19 protein-coding genes are annotated in these 20,661 nt (G+C 35.1%); all 19 read left to right on the top strand.

Annotated elements, in window-relative coordinates:
• The first annotated feature begins 2 nt into the window (after nucleotides 1-2).
• On the top strand, nucleotides 3-2,675 hold the full coding sequence (locus tag NST77_RS16650) for a glycoside hydrolase family 38 N-terminal domain-containing protein (RefSeq protein WP_163186505.1): 2,673 nt from the start codon (nucleotides 3-5) through the stop codon (nucleotides 2,673-2,675).
• 189 nt (nucleotides 2,676-2,864) lie between these two features.
• Entirely contained in the window at nucleotides 2,865-4,067 is a 1,203-nt protein-coding gene (locus tag NST77_RS16645; protein WP_341123236.1) for an MFS transporter, read from the top strand.
• 156 nt (nucleotides 4,068-4,223) lie between these two features.
• On the top strand, nucleotides 4,224-5,333 hold the full coding sequence (locus tag NST77_RS16640) for an SDR family oxidoreductase (protein ID WP_172859460.1): 1,110 nt from the start codon (nucleotides 4,224-4,226) through the stop codon (nucleotides 5,331-5,333).
• A gap of 64 nt (nucleotides 5,334-5,397) precedes the next feature.
• On the top strand, nucleotides 5,398-6,654 hold the full coding sequence (locus NST77_RS16635; RefSeq protein WP_341123235.1) for a cytochrome P450: 1,257 nt from the start codon (nucleotides 5,398-5,400) through the stop codon (nucleotides 6,652-6,654).
• Between the two features lie 174 nt (nucleotides 6,655-6,828).
• Entirely contained in the window at nucleotides 6,829-8,124 is a 1,296-nt protein-coding gene (locus NST77_RS16630; RefSeq protein WP_163186499.1) for a helix-turn-helix domain-containing protein, read from the top strand.
• Between the two features lie 156 nt (nucleotides 8,125-8,280).
• Complete coding sequence (locus NST77_RS16625; RefSeq protein ID WP_268876242.1) at nucleotides 8,281-8,409, top strand: hypothetical protein; 129 nt, start codon at nucleotides 8,281-8,283, stop codon at nucleotides 8,407-8,409.
• A gap of 7 nt (nucleotides 8,410-8,416) precedes the next feature.
• A complete protein-coding gene (locus NST77_RS16620; protein ID WP_163186497.1) occupies nucleotides 8,417-9,043 on the top strand; it encodes a hypothetical protein in 627 nt (208 codons plus the stop codon).
• A 69-nt stretch (nucleotides 9,044-9,112) separates the two neighbouring features.
• The gene (locus tag NST77_RS16615; RefSeq protein WP_341123233.1) at nucleotides 9,113-10,282 is read left to right on the top strand and encodes a hypothetical protein; all 1,170 of its coding nucleotides are present in this window, start codon (nucleotides 9,113-9,115) and stop codon (nucleotides 10,280-10,282) included.
• Between the two features lie 229 nt (nucleotides 10,283-10,511).
• A complete protein-coding gene (locus NST77_RS16610; RefSeq protein ID WP_217279731.1) occupies nucleotides 10,512-11,315 on the top strand; it encodes an undecaprenyl-diphosphate phosphatase in 804 nt (267 codons plus the stop codon).
• A 256-nt stretch (nucleotides 11,316-11,571) separates the two neighbouring features.
• Nucleotides 11,572-13,086, top strand: coding sequence for a BglG family transcription antiterminator (locus NST77_RS16605; protein WP_249877806.1), 1,515 nt, complete (start codon nucleotides 11,572-11,574; stop codon nucleotides 13,084-13,086).
• A gap of 25 nt (nucleotides 13,087-13,111) precedes the next feature.
• Nucleotides 13,112-13,582, top strand: a complete 471-nt coding sequence (locus NST77_RS16600) for a PTS sugar transporter subunit IIA (protein ID WP_303983622.1) — start codon at nucleotides 13,112-13,114, stop codon at nucleotides 13,580-13,582.
• A gap of 42 nt (nucleotides 13,583-13,624) precedes the next feature.
• Nucleotides 13,625-13,939, top strand: coding sequence for a PTS fructose transporter subunit IIB (locus NST77_RS16595; protein ID WP_047943848.1), 315 nt, complete (start codon nucleotides 13,625-13,627; stop codon nucleotides 13,937-13,939).
• A 16-nt stretch (nucleotides 13,940-13,955) separates the two neighbouring features.
• Nucleotides 13,956-15,041, top strand: a complete 1,086-nt coding sequence (locus NST77_RS16590; protein WP_341123755.1) for a PTS fructose transporter subunit IIC — start codon at nucleotides 13,956-13,958, stop codon at nucleotides 15,039-15,041.
• 57 nt (nucleotides 15,042-15,098) lie between these two features.
• The gene (locus NST77_RS16585) at nucleotides 15,099-15,950 is read left to right on the top strand and encodes a class II fructose-bisphosphate aldolase (RefSeq protein WP_123258299.1); all 852 of its coding nucleotides are present in this window, start codon (nucleotides 15,099-15,101) and stop codon (nucleotides 15,948-15,950) included.
• A 24-nt stretch (nucleotides 15,951-15,974) separates the two neighbouring features.
• Nucleotides 15,975-16,874 (top strand): ketose-bisphosphate aldolase, encoded by a 900-nt coding sequence (locus tag NST77_RS16580; protein WP_123258298.1) that lies wholly within the window; start codon nucleotides 15,975-15,977, stop codon nucleotides 16,872-16,874.
• Between the two features lie 247 nt (nucleotides 16,875-17,121).
• Nucleotides 17,122-17,445: a PadR family transcriptional regulator gene (locus NST77_RS16575; protein WP_095329850.1), complete on the top strand. Its 324-nt coding sequence runs from the start codon at nucleotides 17,122-17,124 to the stop codon at nucleotides 17,443-17,445.
• Complete coding sequence (locus tag NST77_RS16570) at nucleotides 17,438-17,998, top strand: HAAS signaling domain-containing protein (RefSeq protein ID WP_095329851.1); 561 nt, start codon at nucleotides 17,438-17,440, stop codon at nucleotides 17,996-17,998. The genes NST77_RS16575 and NST77_RS16570 overlap by 8 nt, the downstream gene beginning before the upstream one ends.
• The gene (locus tag NST77_RS16565) at nucleotides 17,991-18,788 is read left to right on the top strand and encodes a DUF4097 family beta strand repeat-containing protein (RefSeq protein ID WP_341123230.1); all 798 of its coding nucleotides are present in this window, start codon (nucleotides 17,991-17,993) and stop codon (nucleotides 18,786-18,788) included. Before NST77_RS16570 ends, NST77_RS16565 begins: the two co-directional genes overlap by 8 nt.
• Before the next feature lie 169 nt (nucleotides 18,789-18,957).
• Nucleotides 18,958-20,643 (top strand): methyl-accepting chemotaxis protein, encoded by a 1,686-nt coding sequence (locus NST77_RS16560; RefSeq protein ID WP_341123229.1) that lies wholly within the window; start codon nucleotides 18,958-18,960, stop codon nucleotides 20,641-20,643.
• The last annotated feature ends 18 nt before the right edge of the window (nucleotides 20,644-20,661 follow it).

The raw sequence follows: 20,661 nt of genomic DNA, 5'->3' as shown, positions 1-20,661 counted from the left end.
AGATGAAAAAAGTGTATATAGTATCCCATAGTCATTGGGATCGAGAATGGTATTTGCCTTTTGAACAGCATCGCATGCGATTGGTTCAGCTCATCGATGATTTATTAGAGTTGTTTGACACAGACCCTCATTTTAATAGTTTTCATTTAGATGGGCAGACAATTATTCTCGATGATTATTTGGAGATAAAGCCGCAAAACGAATGGAAGCTCAAAAAATATATTCAAGAAGGAAAATTAAAAATTGGTCCCTTCTATATTCTGCAAGATGATTTTTTAATTAGTAGTGAAGCAAATGTACGAAATATTTTAATTGGATTGCAAGAATGCCAAAAATGGGGAGCACCAGTTAAGTTAGGCTATTTCCCAGATACATTTGGGAATATGGGGCAGGCACCACAAATTCTTAAACAGTCTGGTATGGATGTGGCGGCGTTTGGGCGCGGGGTTAAACCTACGGGGTTTAATAATATTGTTATCAATGATGATCAATATAGTTCACCATATTCAGAAATGTGGTGGGAAGGCCCTGATAAATCCACTGTTTTAGGCATTCTTTTTGCCAATTGGTATAGTAATGGGAATGAAATTCCTGTGGATGAAGTGGAAGCAAAGCAATTTTGGGATCAGAAATTAAAGGATGCCCTTCAATATGCATCTACAGATCATCTATTGTTTATGAATGGCTGTGATCATCAGCCAGTTCAAAAGAATATTACAGCTGCCATTGAAGCTGCCAATAATCTATATCCTGACATAACCTTCATTCATAGTAGTTTTGATGAGTATATGAAAATAATAAAACAAGACATTCCTGAAAATTTACATACAGTGAAAGGAGAATTAACTAGTCAGGAGACAGATGGCTGGTATACTTTAGCAAATACCGCTTCCTCTAGAGTATATCTGAAACAAAGAAATACAGATGTTAGTAGATTGTTAGAAAATATTGCGGAACCATTGGCTGCAATGGCCTATCAAAAGGACGGAAAATATCCCCATGAAATGTTTCAGTTTGCATGGAAACAATTGATGCAAAACCATCCCCATGACAGTATTTGCGGCTGCAGTGTGGATGAGGTGCATCGTGAAATGATGACTCGCTTTCATAAAGCAGAGGAAGTAGGTCAATTTATAAAAACAGAAGCTTTAACTATGCTTGCAGAACAAATTGACACGAGTGAATTTCCAGCTGGAAGCCGCCCTTTTATTGTCTTTAATACTGCTGGCAGTACAAAAACAGGTTTGGTTGAAATAGAGATAGAGTGGAAAAGGCTTCCCTTTTCGAGCGGACGTCCAGATGAATTGTATCGCAAGCTAAAAGCCGAAGAGTTTCCAGCAATGAAAGTAATCGATAAAGAGGGAGTGGAAGTTCCAGCAAGGGTTATCTATACAGATATCCGGTTTGGATATGATCTTCCAGAGGATCGTTTTCGTCAGCCGTTTATCGGTGCTTATGTGACTGTTGAGCTCCCATTAAACGAAATGAGTCCATTATCATGGCAAACCTATGCGTTGATAGAAGGAGAATCTCAGCAGCAAGAACACAAAAGAATTGTTCAGCAGCAAGGGCATCTTTTAGAAAATAATCATTTAAAGGTGCAAATAGAACAAAATGGTACATTGACTGTTTTGGATAAAGGAACAAATAGTATATACACAAACTTCCTCACTTTTGAGAATACGGGCGATGTTGGCAATGAGTATATTTACAAAATGCCAAAAGGAGATCAGCCCATTTTATCATCAGCAGGAAAAGCAGAGGTGGAGGTTATCGGTGATACTTTTGCATATGGAGAAGTGCTTTTAACACAAACAATGCTGATTCCAAAATCAGCAGATGAAAGGTTATTGGAAGAGCAGAAAGGGCTAATTGAATTTCGAGGCCGTCATGCAGGTCGTTCGAACAAGCTGGAAACATTGGAGCTGAAAACAAAAATAAGATTAGAGCGAAACAGTAATCAGCTTTTATTCGAAACATCATTTGCTAACCAAATGAAGGACCATCGCATACGAGTGCTCTTTCCAACAGGCATTCATGTAGAGGAGCATGAAGCAGACAGTATTTTCGAAGTAGTGAAGCGAGCAAATAAGGTAAGTTCCAACTGGGAAAATCCAACTAACCCACAGCATCAGCATGCATTCGTTAATTTACATGATGAGAATAGAGGGGTGACTGTTGCGAATTATGGACTGAATGAATATGAAATCATGGAAGATACTATTGCCATTACTTTGCTTCGAGCGGTTGGGGAATTAGGAGATTGGGGTTACTTCCCAACTCCAGAAGCTCAGTGCCAAGGAAATCAAGCAGTGAAATTTGCCGTAGGATTTCACGATAGCACGAACAAGCTGGAATCCTATCATGCAGCAATTAACTTTCAAATTCCTTTTTCTAGTGTGCAAACAGATATCCATAAAGGTGCATATCCGTCCATATATGAATTTATTCAATTGGACGGAAAAGCTTTTCGACTAACAGCATTTAAGCGGAGAGAAAACAGCAAAGAAATAGTTCTTCGAGGATACAATTTAACGGACGAAAAACAGCCTTTAACGGTGAAATATAATGGGAAATACCCAAGGAAATCTAATTTATTGGAAGAAATGAACGGAGAAATGTTCGATTCCAATCAAATGAACGAAGCGGAGATTTGTACATTTATATGGGAGTAATTTAGCAGTGAAAAACAAGGGGGGGGAACACTCCTTGTTTTTTTATATAGGTTTCTTAAAAAGCTTGTCTTTGGATAGGGTTATGAAATATAGTACCAACTAGCCAAGTATTAATGTTTTAGACATTTTCAGATATAGTCCTTATGTTATAATTATATATCATCTTGGTTGGTGAAAGGAGTGTTGGTAATGAACACGAAAACAAATTTTCTCATTTTTTTATTGGCGGTAAGCTGTGGAGCTGTAGTAGCTAATATATATTATACCCAACCGATTATTCAATTTATTTCTACTGATTTACATATTGCTTCAAATATCTCTGGGCTGTTAACGACTTTAACGCAAATTGGATATGGTGCTGGCTTGTTTTTCTTAGTTCCCTTGGCAGATCTTTATAAAAGTAAACGAATCATTGTCTTGTTAATAGGGCTAACCATTCTTTCTTTAATTGGTGCTTTATTTTCGACAAATGGGATGATCTTTTTATTTGTTGTTACATTCATCGGGATTGGAGCAAGTGCTGCTCAAATGTTAGTGCCATTAACGATGAAAATTGTCCCTAAAGAACAAGCTGGGAATTATATCGGTAAAGTAATGAGTGGGCTTTTTATTGGAATTATGGTGGCGCGACCATTTTCAATCGCCGTTACTGACTGGCTTGGCTGGCGGATGGTCTTTCTTTTTTCTTGCCTTATATTAGTTACTATTTTGCTATTATTATTAAAATTTTTACCAGATTTTGAATTAGAATCTAATCTTGGCATAACGTATCCTGCTTTATTGCGCTCGATGTTAAGTTTCCTAAAAGAAACGCAGCCTCTCCAACAAAGGGCATTTTACCATGCTTGTATCTTTGCTACCTTTAGTCTGTATTGGACAGTTTTGCCCATCTTATTAAGATCCGAGTCCTTGCATTTTACTAATAACGAAATTGCCCTATTTGGCTTTGTTGCCATTGCGGGTGCATTGTTAACCCCATATATTGGAAAGTTAGGGGATAAGGGATATATTTACTCCATGACGAATGTATCAATGGTTCTAGTAGTTGTTTCGATTTTTCTTTTATTTTTTGTAAAAGATCATTCTATCTTAAGTATTGCACTTATTGTAATCTCTGGGATTATACTAGATATCGGTGTATCAGGAAATATGCTGTTAGGTCAAAAGGTTATTTTTAGCTTAAACCCGGCCATTCGAAATAGATTAAATGGGTTATATATGACCATTTTCTTCTTAGGAGGAGCGTTTGGATCATGGATCGGAAGCTATAGTTATTATCAATTCAGTCCGAATACGGCATTGCTTTTGGCGATAGCTTTTCCAATGCTAGCTCTCCTTGTTCATCTGAAAAAAGGAAAAAAATATTATCTGAAGCCATGGGCTAAAGAGTAATCTAAAGAATGAAAGCATCCTTTTTGGGATATTTTTCATTCTTTTTTTATTGCTTTTACGGGTATATCTTCTATATGTCACTTCCATTCTTTTTCTGATTATTATTGCTGAATTACTAAATACTAAGCTTATTACTATTATATGGGAGGTATGATGATGAGCAGCAAGGAAAGAGAATACAATAAGAAAGTACTTCATTTAGAGAGCTTAAAGGAATTAAAAGATAGAAAGTTTCAGAAACAAGATGATTCAACGGGCAAGTGGACATTAAAAGAAATCAATGAACAAGTCATCGTAATTACAGGAGCTTCTAGTGGAATCGGACTTGTCACAGCGAGGATGGCTGCTGCTAAAGGTGCAAAGCTTGTGCTAGCAGCACGAAATGAGAATGCCTTAGAAAAACTGACTGCTGAGTTAAAAGAACAAGGAGCTTCCGTCGTTTATGTAAAGGCTGATGTGGGAAAAGAACAAGAAGTAAAAAAAATTGCCGATACGGCGCTAGAAACATTCGGGGGATTTGATACTTGGGTTAATAATGCAGGAGTGACGATATACGGATATGCCATGGATGTAAGCATTGAGGACATGAAACGAATGCATGATACTAACTATTGGGGTGTTGTCTACGGTACAAGGATTGCGATTAACCATTTCAAAGAGCGAGGGAATGCTGGTGCTCTAATTAATATAGGGAGCCTGTTCGGGGATAGAGGAACACTTATCCAGTCGACATATGCACCTTCGAAATTCGCTGTCCATGGCTGGACGGAAAGCATTCGAATGGAAGCGGAAAAGGAACAAATTCCTGTATCTATTACTTTGATTCATCCTGGAAGAATAGATACGCCATATGCTGAACATGCTAGAAGTTATTTGGATAAGCAGCCCACTCATAAAGGAATGATTTATCCTCCTGATGCTGTAGCAGAGGCAATATTATATGCGGCAGAAAATCCGAAGAGAGATATGTATGTTGGTTCTCAAGCAAAACTATTAAATCTACTAGGTACATTATTACCAAGATTTACAGACAGGTTAATGGAGAAATGGATTCCACCCACTCAATATAAAGATCAACCATCTAACAGCCGTGAAGACAGTAATTTATATCAGCCAGGATATGGTTTACATGAAAGAGGAACTAATCAGGGATGGATTCGTTCTCAAAGTATGTACGTAAAAATAAGCAAGCATCCTATTCTTACAGCTGCAGCTGCCGTCAGTATTGGATTTATCCTTTTGGCTAAAAGTAAAAAATCAAAGTAATAAGAAGCAGAATAATTGTTTTTCCTCTGTGAATGATGATGCAGTTTAGAAAGGAGAGTCAGAGATGCCGACCAATTCAAACGTACCTTCAGAAAAAGGATTAGATAAAACCATTTCCTTATTAAAGGAAGGATATCTTTTTATTAATAACAGAATGGATAAATTTAATTCTGATATATTCACAGTGCGTTTATTAGGGCAAAATGTGATATGTATAAAAGGTGAAGAGGCTGTAAAGATTTTCTACGACTCTGAGAAATTTCAGCGCAATGGTGCAGCCCCTAATCGGATTCAGCAATCATTATTTGGAAAGAATGCTGTTCAAACGATGGATGATGAAAAACATCTTCACAGAAAACTTCTATTTATGTCCTTATTGACTCCTGAACATCAACAAAAGCTGGCGAATCTTACAACAGTCTATTTGGAAGAAGCAATAAAACAGTGGGAACAGCGAGATCAAATTGTTTTATTTGATGAAATAAAGAATATTTTATGTAAAGTTGCCTGTCAATGGGCAGGAGTACCTCTCGCGGAAGAAGAACTATCAGAGCGTGCTGATGATTTTATTGCGATGGTGTACGCATTTGGCACCTTGGGCCCCGAGCACTGGAAAGGCAGAATAGCTCGTAATCGAGCTGAGCGGTGGATTAAACAAGTGATCGAAGTAGTTCGTGAGGGTAAACTGGAAACAGAACAAGGAACTGCCTTACATGAAATGGCTTTTTATAAGAAAATCGATGGAGCAAGGCTTGATCCGGAAATGGCGGCAATTGAGTTAATAAATGTGTTAAGACCAATCGTTGCGATTGCCACTTTCATTACATTTTCTGCTTTAGCTTTCCATGAATATAAAGAAGAAAGAGAAAAGCTTCGCACAGCTGATGACCGACATCTCGATATGTTTGTCCATGAAGTAAGGCGATATTATCCGTTTGGCCCTTTTCTTGGAGCTCGTGTCCGAACTAATTTTATGTGGAAGAACCAAGAATTTAAAGAAGGAACTTTAGTTTTATTAGATATTTATGGAACTAATCATGATGCACGTTTATGGGAAAACCCAAATCAATTTAATCCAAGCCGATTTGAAAATTGGCAAGGAGGATTGTATGATTTTATTCCCCATGGAGGAGGAGATCCAGCAAAAGGACATCGATGTCCCGGAGAAGGAGTTACAGTTGAATTAATGAAGGTTGTTTTGCGAACTCTCTCAACGAAAATGGACTATGATGTACCAAATCAAGATTTACATTATGACTTAAGTGAGATGCCAACATTGCCGAAGAGTGGATTTATTATGAGCAATATTAAAAAACGATAAGTAAATAAAGAGAGCTTGGCCTATTTATCTAAGGCCAAGTTTTTTATTGTTTTTTTCTAGTGATGAAAAATATGTCGAAGTACTCCTGTTATTTGAAAAAAATTGGTGAATTTTCTCATATATTTTCTAATAAATGGTACATTAGCGCTATAATTGTAATATCAATACGGAGAAATGGAAATAACAAGAGAGAAGGGAGAAATAATGGTTGGTGAAAGAATAAGGCAACTACGTATCCATAAACAGCTGACGCAAAAGGAATTAACGGAAGGGATTTGTTCTATCACTTATTTAAGCCGGATTGAAAATGGGCAAATCAATCCATCTGCAGAATTTTTAAGAAAAGTGTCCAAAAGACTGGGTTATGATTTAACAGAATTGAGTAGTCCGAATAGAGATGAAAAGATATTACAGATTGTAGAAAACTATAAGCAAAGCGAAAAAATATCGGATGAAGATCTTTCTTATCTGCTTGTTCAGACATATGAATTAAATTCTACTAAAATTAATCTGCACCTTTATGGTGTTCTGTTGAGATATTATACGGCCAAAGGAGAAATAGAGCAGGCTAGGAGTATTTTTAATTTATCTAAAAGGTTTATTTCTGGAGAAATAAGTGATGGATTAGAGGGAGAATATTTTTACTATTTTTTAGCATGTGGTAACTACTTTTATTACTTCCAAGATTTTGAGCGTGCAAATCACTATTATTCAAAAGCAGAAAGCTTACTAATTGATCGAGATAATTTAGATGCAGCGAAACTATATTATAATCTCAGCTTGGTTAAACAAAGAACATATGATAATCAGGAAGTAAGTCTTTATTATTCACAAAAGGCTTATGAAATTTTTAAAAAATATGGAGAGAAAAAATACATTATTACTGTATTAATTACTCTTGGAGTACAATATCAATTGAATAATGAATTAGATACTTCGATGGATTGCTTGAAAAAGGCGGAAGCGATTATAGTGGAGGATAAAGAGAGTGAGAAGTTTGTAAATTATATTGCTATGATTCAACATAACATGGGGAGAATCTTTGAAAGGAAGAGAGATTATCAGGGGGCTGTTACCTATTATTTAAAAAGCATAGAGATATTTGAAAATCATTCTTCAGAACAACAAAATGTTTATCCTTTAAAAAGATTAGTAGAGATTTATATAGAGTTAAAGGATTGGGTTCTAGTAGATAAATATTTAGAAAAGGCAATTTTCATTTCAGAAAAACACCGGTTAAAGTATGATTATATTCTACTTAATATCATAAAGTTTTCGGTGAAAAAGTTGCAGGGAAATGAAAGTTCTTATGAAAAGGGAATGCAGAAACTTCTTGATACAGCTATGCAATTAAATCAAGGTGCATTAATTCGAAGAATTACGAAAGAACTTGGAAGTCATTTTTATGAAAAAAAGGCCTATAAAAAGGCAGCTGATCTATTAATGAAAGCAATTGATTACGAAAACTAATAAAGAAATACCATCATGATAGCTAGTTTGTTAAATAGTTAAAGAAAAAAACTATTTAAATACTAGAAAATTTAATAGAATTTTACTGCTTTCACTAAACAATTCCTTTGCGTTAAAGTAATAGTAATAAAACTTTATGAAAAGGAGTTGTTTATATTGAAAAAAGTAGTTTTCGCTATTCTCGCTCTTGTAATCTTAACTTTAGGGACTAATTTAGATAAAGCATTTGCAGAGGCTGAGGCACAACCTGGTCCGTTGAGTATTATTAAGGTAACCACGGAGTGAATTGTAAATGGTGGAGATGAATAATCAGTTGATGCAACGGATATTTGTAACTTATCAAGATCAAATGAATCGTGATTATTTACAGCCATCAACTTCTCATATCGTTGCTTGTTCGATTGAAAAACATCAAAAAGAAAAATTGAACACAATAAATTCACTTTTTCATAAAAATACGCTTGCTCAAGTATTGTTTGAGGTGTTTGATAAGTTTGAACCAGAGTTTATTAATGATATCTCTCCTCTAATTATTAAATTAAATCCAGATGTTGTGACAGGAATACCTCATAATGGTGTTTATAAGTTGGATGCCGAAAATGAAATCTTTGTGCAACTTGATCAGCTTGCCGATAATCAATATCAAGAAATAGAAGTTCATCAAAAGCAGCTTGGAATAAAATCAGATTTAGGGATATCATATAAACTGTTAAGAAAAGATAAAGAGACATTGGATAAGTTAATTAAGGTGATGAAAAAGCTGAATTATTTTTTATCATTGCATGGAGGCGTGGAATCTACCATTGCGATTGCTGAGTTGTTATCCGAACACCAAGAGAGAAAATTATTGCTGCCTCCTTATATTTTCGTTCAGTGGTTATATGCCACAGATAGTTTCAGAGATTCGTTAATTTCATAGTGGGAAATCAGTGATTATAAGGCGAGTTTGCACTATTAGCATACCGCCTTTTTACTTTAGGAGGATAGTATGAAAACGAAATTTGGTATAGCTCTATTTCTAATTATCGTTCTAATGATTACTGTCACTACTAAAATTGGCCATTCAGAAAATAACCTTACGATGGAAGAGCTTAATCAGCCAGATTTTCTACATGATAAAGAGGCAGTTGTCTATTTCTCCACAACAACTAATCAAGATAGGAATAATGAAGGAATTAGTTACGCTGTTTTTATTGATGATAAAGGAAAAGCGAGTGGTTTTCAAATGGGTGGTTTAGAATTTGGAAGCATGGCGCTAAATAACCATCAGCTGTTGCTAGAGGATAAAAATACTATAAGGTTGATTGGAGAAAAGAATGCTGTAATCGATCTGAAATACCAACAAAACGGAGAACGAACAGGCTATTTGGAGAAACAGGATGTCTTTTTCTCTATTTATCGTTCTGGTAATGATAAAGAAAGGGATATATCCCATATTTATTGGGGAAATCATAAAGGGTTTAAAGGAGGAAATCTCCCTTATTCTATAATGGCTTCGGGTTACACTAAGGATGAAATTCTCATTTTGACCAATGATGAAGAAGAAAAGGAATATGTCTTAAGGAAAGCGTCTTTGGAAAATAACCAATTAGAAATCAATGACATTAAGGGTTTGGAAATGGAAAAAGGATATGAGTATTCAGCATTGGCTCCTATCTTAAGTGACGAACTTCATTATTATGTTTTACTCTCAGAGATAACTAAAGATAAGAGCCAAAATACTGTTTTATTTCTCCTTAATAAGGTAACGTTGGAACAAACAAAAGTGGAGTTAAATTCAGGATATGTTGCCAATGATCCTGCAGCTGATTCCATGAATTCTAAAAATGCAGCTTATTTATGGAGGGATGTTTTTTTCTATGTTAACGGATTAGGAGAAGTTGTTGCGGTAAGTAAAGATGGAAAAGAACAGAATAAATTCCTGCTGGAGGATTTTCCGCAGAACGGAGCTCGTCATAATGAAGAAGTATATTTTGCAGGGAATTATTTATTTGCATTAAGATATGACGATTCGCAAAAAGAGAAGTATTATCTGGAGAGCTACTCTTTGGAAAATGGTGAGAAGGTAGAAGAGAAAAAAATTGCAGGATTAGATGACATCTTATCATCCGTAAAAGGAACTTCTATTTATTCTTATGATTTTAAAATATTAAAGTAAGAGCATAAGGGGAGAGCCTTATGCTTTTTTTACGAAGTCAGATGTAAAGTAGATTTTATCTAAAAAAATATCTGTTTTCCGAATATAAAAGGTTTTAAAACGATTACATTTTAGTAGAATAAGAGATAGAACAAATTGATCCCCTATATTTCCATCTCACTTTCCCGTATACTAGGAAAAAAGTAGATAAGTTGGAGGTTAAGTAGTGGATTTGCATGATTTTTTATTAATGGTAAAGTACTTTATTTTAGGAGCCATCCAAGGTATTACCGAGCCGATTCCAATTTCCTCAAGTGGCCATTTAATTATTGGCCAAAGACTCCTAGGAATTGAACAGAGAGGCTTATCGTTCGAGATTATTACAAATACAGCTTCATTAATTGCGATTGTCTTCATTTACCGAAAGGATATCAAGCAATTAATAACACATAGCTTTTTGTATCTAAAAACGCGAAAGGAAAGGTATCGAGCTGATTTTCGTTTCTCCCTGTATGTTATTATTGGAACCATTCCAGCTGGTGTGATCGGCGTACTGTTTGGCGATTATATTGCTGATTATTTCACCTCTTTTTATACTGTTTCCATTACACTACTAATTACAGGTATAGCTTTATGGATCATTCGAAATATGCGTGGTGTAAAAAGAGATGGGGATTTATCTTGGCGAGATGCTCTAATTGTTGGGTGTGCTCAAGTGATTGCACTTATACCAGGTATCAGCCGCTCAGGTTCCACTGTTATAGCGTCCATTGCATTGGGGATGAAACAAAGTACGGCACTGCGTTTTTCCTTTATGCTTTATATTCCAGTAAGTGTTGGAGGAGCTATTCTTGGAGTAACGGATATGATTAACAGCCCAGATATGAAAACTTTGGCATGGCCTTATTTCATTGCTTTTATGACGTCCCTTGTTTTTACCTATTTTTCTATGAAATGGCTAATGGGGATAATGGAAAAAGGAAATTTAAAGTATTTTGCTTATTATTGCTTTATCGTTGGAACGATATTGTTAGTGGTAACTTACTTATTATAAAGAGAATAATAGACAAAGAAGAAAAGTGCAATAGGACAGCTATTGTGCTTTTTTTTGTCTTTATGACGGCTATTTCAAAAAGAAAGGAAAAAGCTTTTATTGTAAAATCCCAAGTTCTTAACACAGCCGGAAAATCAGAAATAAGGAGTGCCCACTTTAATAGGGACATAACAATCAGCATTATTTTGTAATTGTGTATCCGCTTTCAGTCGGATAAGATATTACCATAGAAAGAAGAAAAGAGGTGAAGGATTTTGTGAGTCAAGTCATAAATGAGCGTCATCAGATGATTCTTACTATCTTACGAAGGGAGAAACGGTATGTGACAGCTGCAGAGTTAGCACAATCACTTAAAGTTTCTAAGAAGACAATATATAGAGATATCCAACAAATAGTTGATTCGAATTCAATGCCGTTTAGGATAATAAAAAAAGAAAACTTCGGTTATTACTTCCAGAACCATAAAGAACCTTTAGAAACGGAAACGATTATATTTGATTATCCTGACGAACGACGTTTGAATTTACTATTATATCTTTTAGCCATTGCACCCGGTAAGACCTCCATTCAAAAAATATCGGAAAAGTACATCGTAAGTCAGAGCTCTATTCTCAATGATTTTAAACATATTGAAAAGGAATTAAGGTCCTATCATTTAAGACTATTAAGGACAAAGGAAGGAACCTTTATTAAGGGAGATAAACTATCTATTTATCGTTTGATGGCCGTAATTATTGAGAATTACTTAACTCAAATGGGAGACCCTTTTAGTCAATATGATATTCCTGATTCTATCAAAAAAGTAAAAGTGAAAAATAATCATTTAATAAAAATTAAGAGGCTGCTGCATGATATCCAAGTGAAGCATGATCTAAGCTTAGATCAGCCCTATTATTTAACCTTATTCTGCTCTCTTCTTTCGATAATAGAAAAACATAATAATAAGCTTTCATTAGATGAAGAAGAAGTAGTGTACGAAGAAATAGATGGAAATTCCGCTATTTATTGTATTTGTAAAGATATGATTGAGGAAATCGAAAATCAATTTTCTCTTTCGTTAAAACAATATGATATTTATTCACTTTATTATATTTTGAAAGCGTATAAACTTAATTCACGATTTTTATTAAACCAAGGTACTGAGCCATATCAAAATGATCAGGTTGTTCTTTTAACAAAGAGGTTAATAGCAAGAGTGACAGAAAATAGCGGATATCGCTTCGATACAGATGATGAATTATTAGAAAGGCTAACATTGCATATGCATGCAATGTTATATCGATTAAGCCATCGAATCTATATAGTTAATCCAATCATAAAATCGATAGCAACTAATTTTTCCCATATATTTGGCTTAGTGAAGACAAGCATTCAACAATTAGTAGAAGAAGGACATTATGAAAAGTATATAACCGATGAAGAAATTGGCTATATTACTTTGTATTTTCAAATTTCGTATGATGATCATTTTGCTAATCAGATTCCTATATTGATTGAATGTACAAGTGGTATTGGCACTTCGCATTTATTAAGTGAAAAAATAAGAAGAACTTTTCCTGATATCCATATAAAGAAAATAATTGCCCAGCAACGAATAAAACAGACAGATTATGAAGATGTAGAATTAGTTATTTCTACTGTGAAAACACATAGTATCATTGATAAGCCTACTATTCTTGTGAGTCCTATTTTAAATCAAGAGGATAAGTTTAAGATAGATCAATTTATTAAGGACTACTACAATCGGCAGAGTATTATCGGTGAAAAATAGAAAGGTAGGAGAGTTTAAAGTGGACATGAAAATAGAAGAATTAGATTTTCATAAGGTTGTAACAGAAGATCTTATCGAGTTAAATTTACAAGGAACTACAAAGGAAGAAGTACTGAATGAGTTAACCGACCTCTTATATGAAAACGGTTGTATATCGAATAAAGAAGGATTTATAAAGGATGTGATGTATCGAGAAGAAGAAGGTGTTACTGGATTGGAGAAGGGGGTAGCTATCCCCCATGGTAAATCAAAGCATGTACGAAAGACATCCATTGCAATTGGAAGAACCAAATCATTTGTAGAATGGGAATCGCTTGATGGAAATCCTATCAATATTATTATCTTATTTGCAGTTAAAGACACGGATAAAACCACTATCCATATTAAATTATTACAAAAGGTGGCTGTCTTATTAGCAGATGAAGAAACAATTAGTAAGTTACAAACACTGCAGACAAAGAAAGAATTTTTAAAGCTATTAACGAAAAACGATTAAAGGGAATGTTGTTAAAAACTTATCAATTTGGAGGGAATCATGATGAATATTGTGGGAATTTCAGCTTGTACATCTGGTATTGCTCATACGTATATTGCGAAAGAAAAATTGATTAAAGCGGGTCAAGAGCTGGGACATAAAGTTCGAATCGAGACACAAGGAACTATTGGGATTGAGGATGAGTTAACAACTAAGGAAATAGAGGAAGCTGATTTGGTCATAATTGCTGCAGATATCAAGGTTAGTGGAAAAGAACGTTTTGCTGGGAAGAAAATTGTTGAGATACCTACACATATTGCTATAAAGGCACCGAAACAGCTTTACCAAAAGATTGACGCTGAGCTAAATAAACAGTGAGGGGGTCTACTAGATGTTGAAGAAAATGCAAGTAAAAAAGCATGCTTTAACAGCCATTAGTTATATGTTGCCACTTGTTGTGGCATCAGGACTTTTAATTGCAATTGGGAATCTTACAGGTGGTTCGGTCATTGAAGATTATAAAGCTTCCTTTGATATTCCCTCAGCACTTGTTTCATTAGGAGTACTTGGAATGGGGTTATTAGCTCCTGTTATTTCAGGAGCAATAGCATATTCGATAGCAGATCGTCCAGGTATTGCTCCAGGGCTATTAATGGGATTGATAGCAAATGCCATTGGAGCAGGTTTTTTGGGTGGGATGCTAGGTGGTTTTATTGTTGGTTACTTTGTTTTATTTTTAAGAAAAAATTTAAAAGTACCAAAGTGGGCAGAAGGCTTAATGCCAATGATGATTATTCCTTTAATATCTAGTTTATTTATCGGATTACTTATGTTTTTTGTACTTGGCCTTCCGATTGTATGGGCAACAGAAGGGCTAACTTCTTTTCTAACAAGTATGCAGGGATCGATGAGATTTGTTTTTGGAGCAATATTAGGGGGAATGGCAGCATTTGATTTTGGCGGACCTGTTAATAAAGTAGCTTCCTTGTTTGCGGATGGTTTGCTATTAGAGGGCATATACGAGCCAGAAGCTGTGAAAATATTGGCATCAATGGTTCCCCCATTTGGTGTAGCCATTTCTTGGGGACTTTCTAAATTATTTCAGAAGAAACGATATACAAAATCGGAAGAAGATAACATCAAAATAGCTCTACCGATGGGAATATGCATGATTACAGAAGGCGTTATCCCGATTGCAGCAGTAGATATTGTAAGAGTTGTTGCTTCATGCACTATTGGAGCAGCCGTCGGAGGAGGGTTCTCTATGATGTGGGGGGTAGGATCTCCGGTTCCATCAGGAGGAATGTTTATTGTACCTGCGATGACACATCCAATTCTCTTTTGTGTGGCATTACTTATCGGGTCACTCATTACCGGAGTTATGCTGTTCTTATGGAAGAAGGAACCAGCTGCAGAAATAGAAGAAACATCGAGTGAAGAGGAAGAAGTAGATTTATCAGATGTGAAGATTACATTTTAACCTGAAGGAAAGAACGCTTATTTTGCTAGAGTAAGTCAATAAAGGAGGGGACTTAGAATGTATGTTTCGATGAAGGGAATGCTTGCACGTGCCAACCAAGGGAAATATGCGGTAATGGCAATCAATTGCTTTAACCTAGAAACAGCTAAGGCAGTGATTGAAGCAGCACAAGAATTGAGAGCACCTATCATTGTAGATTTATTACAAGATCATTTAATGCAGCATTTTGGAAGTAAGTTATTAACAAGGCCAATTATAGAAATGGCAAATGCAGCAAGTGTAGAAGTTGCCATTAATTTAGACCATGGGCAGGATGTTGGATTCGTGAAGAGATGCTTAAGAGATGGATTTTCTAGTGTAATGATGGATGCTTCTCGTTATCCAATTGACGAGAATATAAGAATAACGAAAGAAATGGTAGAATTTGCGCAAAGCTATGATGCGAGCGTCGAAGGGGAAATTGGTAATATTGGTTCTGTTTCTAGGAACCAGATGACAGATGATGAAATGTATACGAATCCTGATTTATCCATTAGATATGCAAAAGAAACAGGGATAGACGCGCTAGCTATTTCTTATGGCTCTAGTCACGGGGATTATCCAGATGGTTATATTCCAGCTTTTCGATTTGATATTTTAGAAAAAATTAAAGGAGAAACTGGTATCCCGCTTGTACTCCATGGAGGATCTGGATGTGGAGAAGAAAACATTAGAAAGTCTATTTCATTAGGTATTAATAAGATTAATGTAGGCTCTGATTTTTTTAAAGCACAGATAAATAGTATAAAAAAAAACATGGTTGGAAACGAAATAGATTATTTTGATGTTATTCATCAAACGATTAAGGCTGGAAAAGACTTAGTTAAATATTATATTGAACTGGCAGGCTCTGAAGGAAAGTCATTATAAATTTAAAGAAAAGAGGAATATATTATGTTATTAAATATGAAGCAGTTATTAGAAGTAGCACAAAAACATCAATTTGCCGTTGGAGCATTCAATGTAGCAGATAGTAATTTTTTGAGAGTAGTAGTTGAAGAGGCAGAAAGCAATAATTCTCCTGCGATAATTGCAGTACATCCAACTGAATTAGATTTTGTCAAAGATGATTTTTTCTCTTATGTATTAACAAGAATTAAAAATAGCCATGTCCCATTTGTTCTGCATTTAGATCATGGCGGAAATATGGCTGATATTATGCGGGCGATTCATGTAGGCTTTAGTTCCGTCATGATTGATGGCTCCTTGCTTTCTTTAGAAGAAAATATTCAGTTAACGAAACAAATAGTAGAAGTGAGCCATTCACTGGGAGTATCAGTGGAAGGAGAATTAGGAACAATTGGAAATACAGGTACCTCAGTAGAGGGCGGGGTATCGGAGGTAATTTATACGAGACCTGAAGACGCCCAAGAATTTGTAGAGAAAACAGGGGTAGATACACTGGCGATTGCAATCGGTACTTGTCACGGTATTTATCCTAAAGATATGGAGCCAAAGTTGAGAATGGATATTTTAAAAGAAATTAAAGAAACGGTCGACATTCCTCTTGTATTGCATGGCGGCTCAGCTAATCCAGATGAAGAAATTGCAGAGGCTGTTCAGATTGGTATTCAAAAAGTGAATATCTCATCAGATTATAAGTACGCATTTTATAAAAAATGCCGTGAGATTTTAGCTGAAACAGAGCTTTGGGATCCTAACGCAATATATCCAGCCTGCATTGAGGCAGCTAAAGAAATAGTAAAATATAAAATGAATTTATTTCAATCCATTGGAAAAGCTGAAATTTACAGAGAAGAAAATGTGACGGCATGGCGTAGAGAATGGTTATAAGCAGTAGGAAGAGGGGAGATAATCCTCTCTTTTTTATAAGCGATTATTTTTTTGTCCTCATTAAAATGGTGCAGATATAGATTTCTGTGTATTTTTAATCGACTTTAAGAGAAATCTAAATATATTTTTTAATCAGTACCTTGCAATGAACAATACTAAATGGTATATTAATGGAAATAGGTATTATTTTTATTATAGTACTGTTTATTATAAGGTACTGGATGATGAATAAAGGTAGGTGAAAAAGATGAATGTACAGTTTAAAAAGGGTGTCTTAGAGTTATGTGTACTTGTTCTTTTAGATAAAAAGGACCGCTATGGCTATGAACTCGTTCAGAAGATATCCAATCAAATTGAAATTTCAGAGGGCTCTGTTTATCCCCTCTTAAGAAGATTAACAAAAGAAGAATATTTTACAACTTATTTACAAGAGTCAACAGAAGGTCCTTCGCGTAAATACTACAAGTTAACCGATAAAGGAAGAACCTATCTTAATGAACTTATTACGGAATGGAATGAATTTTCTAATGGTGTCAATCAATTAATAAAAGAAGGTGTAAATAATGACTAAAGAGCAATTTTTAAAACAGCTCCAAGCTGGATTAAAAAAGCTTCCGCAAGAGGAACGAAAAGATATCATCCATGATTATGAAGAACATTTTTTTATAGGCAAAGAAGATGGAAAAACGGAGGAAGAAATAGCCAAGTCTTTAGGATCTCCTCAGCAAATTACCAAAGAATTAATAGCTTCCTATCACCTTGAAAAGGTGGAGAAAAACAGAACAACGGGAAATATTCTACGAGCAGTATGGGCAGTTATTGGTTTAGGATTCTTTAATTTGGTTATTGTACTTGGACCGTTTGTTACCATAGCAGCCCTTATTCTATCTGGGTGGATAGTTGGTGTGTCTTTTATACTCTCCCCACTACTTGTTCTTGTTGACAGTGTTTTTCATCCAGGTAGTTTTGCGTTTTTTAAATTATTTATGACTATTTTGCTAGTGGGATTAGGAATTTTTCTTGTAATTGCCATGTATTACATTACAAGAATTTCTTCAAAAGGCTTCATCAATTATTTGAAATTTAATGCAAAATTAGTGAAGGGAGGCCAAAAGCATGATTAGTCTAAAAAAATTAATGGTCATTGGACTTGTTCTTGTTCTAATTGGCGGCATAGGGGCATTCCTAACATTCCGCGATAACAGTCTAGATATTCATGAAGAGAAAATATTTAAAGAAAATAATATAACTGGAATTGAAGTAGATTCCAATAATGCAGGGATTGAAATTATTCCCACAGCAGAAAAGGAAACAAAGGTTGTGTTGCAAGGAAAAGGTTCCTCTGAAACGAAGGGAAGTTTTACTGCCAAGGTAGTTGGGAAAAAACTTGTTGTAAATTGGAATGAAAAACAAATTAGCTTTTTTCAGATGAATTTTATAGATGAATCACTTACATTAAAAATTCTTGTACCTGTGAAGGAATATAAATCTCTTCGCATAAATAATGATAATGGAAAGATTGATTTAGCGGACCTAATGGTTGAGCAAGTACAGGCAGAAAGTAATAATGGTCGCATTCATCTGCAAAATATTCAATCCAAAAGTGTAGAAGTAAACTCTGACGATGGCAGAATATCGCTGGATCATGTAAGCGGAAGCGTGAAAGGAGAAACGAATAATGGGAGAATTTCAATGAAAACCGCCACATTGGATCAGGCGATACAACTGGAAACAGATGATGGAAGTATCGAAATTGTAACAGATAAGGAACCAACAAATGTCACATTCGATGTTCAAGTTGATGATGGCAGCATCAATATTTTAGATAAATACAAAGGAAGTACCGTGATTGGAAACGGGGAAAATAAAGTAAAGCTGAAAACAAATAATGGGAAAATTAGAGTGGAAAATTAAAAAAGGCAGCTTTCTGAAGCTGTCTTTTTTTATCTGCAGATATAAATATAAATTTTCTTGAGAAAAGAAAATTTGGTATCGCATACAAACTATATAAAAAATAAAAACCTCCGATATATAGAAAGGAAATGGACAAAAGAAAAAAGCTAGAAACATTCAGGGGGATAGAATGAAAATAAAATATCAATTGGCAATCATTTTCTTCATTTTAATTATTTCTTTGTTGGGGATTGGCGGATTTAGCAATATGAGTCTGCAGTCGCTAATTGCAAATAGTAAAGAACTGACAGAGGCAAAAGAAATTCAGCGTCTTGTTACTCATTTGCAATATCGTATTGCCGGAATTTCTAATGACGAGCGTGCCTTTCTTCTTACTGGAAATAAAGAATATAGTGACGGAATCAATGAGAAAGAATCAGACATTCATGATACTTTGAAAACAATGGAGACTTTATCTAATTATTATGAGTATAAAGAAGATATCCAAACGTTTCAATCCAGTCTACAAACATACTTAGCCACAAGTGACAAAGTGCCTGGTGCTTATGCCGAAGATCCATCTGCTGCAAAAAAACTCCATTTTGGGGATTTACGGACATTAAGGAAAGAAGTTTTAGATCCAGCAGTCAATGAATTAGTGGAACATATTAATCAAGATGTTATTCAGATAGAAGAACAAAATCAAAAAAATAATAAAATAACAAAAACGGTATTAATCGTAATTATCACCATGGCAGCACTATTGAGCATTGTATTAGGTTTTCTGTTATTAAAGTCTATTTTACGACCATTAAATAAAATTAATAATCAACTTCAAAGTATTGCTTCTGGAGAAGGGGACTTAACACAGCGAGTAAATGTGAATGGGAAAAACGAATTTGGCCAATTAGCACATTCGTTTAACGCCTTCGTTGATTCTCTTCAAATAATGATAAAAAGTGTAGGGCAGACGTCTAAAAATGTTGCACAAGCTTCCGATGAATTAGCTTCCAGTATGGAACAATCGACTGTAGCGGTAGAGCAAGTGGCGGATGCTGTTCAAACCATTGCAGAGAATGGAAATAAGCAAGATTCACTTACCCAAAATAGTTTAATAGAAGTTAATAATTCCTTGAAAAATATTAAGCATATGGCCCATACTGCCAACGAAGTTGCAAATGAATCCCTGCTAATTAAAGAAAAAGCAAAAGAAGGAGAATTGGCATTGACTGAAATGCAAATGCAGATGGAGGCCATTCATGCATCTGTTGATTTAGCAGGAGACGGATTGAAATCACTTGTTTTAAGTACAAATGAAATTAATGAGGTACTTGCAAGTATTCAAGATATATCTAATCAAACTAATCTGCTAGCATTGAATGCATCCATTGAAGCAGCAAGAGCAGGTGAACATGGAAAAGGATTTGCCATTGTAGCAGAAGAAGTTAGAAAGCTGTCCGAAATGACAGGTACTTCTGTAAATCAAATACACGATCTGATAAGCTCTATTCATGATCATTCTAGTACGACAGAAAAAAATATGTCTTTTGTAAAAGAAAATGTAGATGGTGGTACGAAATTATCTGATACTACAAATGAACATATCAAGGAAATCCTAAATCGAGTTGAATCCATCGCAGACCATATTAAAAAGATGGCAGAAACAACGCAAGAAATCACGGCAGAAGTACAAGAGGTGCAAGATTCAGTGGAAGAAATAGCCCAAACTTCTCGTGAGACATTGGAAAGAACTGAAAGTGTTGCAGCAGCAACAGAAGAACAAACTGCCTCATTCCAAGAAATAACAAGCTCAAGCATGGCATTATCCAAAATGGCAGAGGAGCTTCAGGAATTAGTGCACCGATTTAAAATCTAAGAAAGAATGTAAAAAAAA

It is taken from the genome of Niallia sp. FSL W8-0177, from assembly GCF_038006285.1.
GTDB lineage: Bacteria > Bacillota > Bacilli > Bacillales > Cytobacillaceae > Niallia > Niallia circulans_A.
This window is presented reverse-complemented; position numbering and strand designations above follow the sequence as displayed.

Coding starts and splice junctions, on each gene's coding strand:
- NST77_RS16595 (WP_047943848.1), top strand. CDS start 13,625: ATGAATATTGTGGGAATTTCAGCTTGTACATCTGGTATTGCTCATACG.
- NST77_RS16600 (WP_303983622.1), top strand. CDS start 13,112: ATGAAAATAGAAGAATTAGATTTTCATAAGGTTGTAACAGAAGATCTT.
- NST77_RS16645 (WP_341123236.1), top strand. CDS start 2,865: ATGAACACGAAAACAAATTTTCTCATTTTTTTATTGGCGGTAAGCTGT.
- NST77_RS16620 (WP_163186497.1), top strand. CDS start 8,417: ATGGTGGAGATGAATAATCAGTTGATGCAACGGATATTTGTAACTTAT.
- NST77_RS16650 (WP_163186505.1), top strand. CDS start 3: ATGAAAAAAGTGTATATAGTATCCCATAGTCATTGGGATCGAGAATGG.
- NST77_RS16610 (WP_217279731.1), top strand. CDS start 10,512: ATGGTAAAGTACTTTATTTTAGGAGCCATCCAAGGTATTACCGAGCCG.
- NST77_RS16570 (WP_095329851.1), top strand. CDS start 17,438: ATGACTAAAGAGCAATTTTTAAAACAGCTCCAAGCTGGATTAAAAAAG.
- NST77_RS16640 (WP_172859460.1), top strand. CDS start 4,224: ATGAGCAGCAAGGAAAGAGAATACAATAAGAAAGTACTTCATTTAGAG.
- NST77_RS16575 (WP_095329850.1), top strand. CDS start 17,122: ATGAATGTACAGTTTAAAAAGGGTGTCTTAGAGTTATGTGTACTTGTT.
- NST77_RS16560 (WP_341123229.1), top strand. CDS start 18,958: ATGAAAATAAAATATCAATTGGCAATCATTTTCTTCATTTTAATTATT.
- NST77_RS16580 (WP_123258298.1), top strand. CDS start 15,975: ATGTTATTAAATATGAAGCAGTTATTAGAAGTAGCACAAAAACATCAA.
- NST77_RS16635 (WP_341123235.1), top strand. CDS start 5,398: ATGCCGACCAATTCAAACGTACCTTCAGAAAAAGGATTAGATAAAACC.
- NST77_RS16565 (WP_341123230.1), top strand. CDS start 17,991: ATGATTAGTCTAAAAAAATTAATGGTCATTGGACTTGTTCTTGTTCTA.
- NST77_RS16615 (WP_341123233.1), top strand. CDS start 9,113: ATGAAAACGAAATTTGGTATAGCTCTATTTCTAATTATCGTTCTAATG.
- NST77_RS16630 (WP_163186499.1), top strand. CDS start 6,829: ATGGAAATAACAAGAGAGAAGGGAGAAATAATGGTTGGTGAAAGAATA.
- NST77_RS16585 (WP_123258299.1), top strand. CDS start 15,099: ATGTATGTTTCGATGAAGGGAATGCTTGCACGTGCCAACCAAGGGAAA.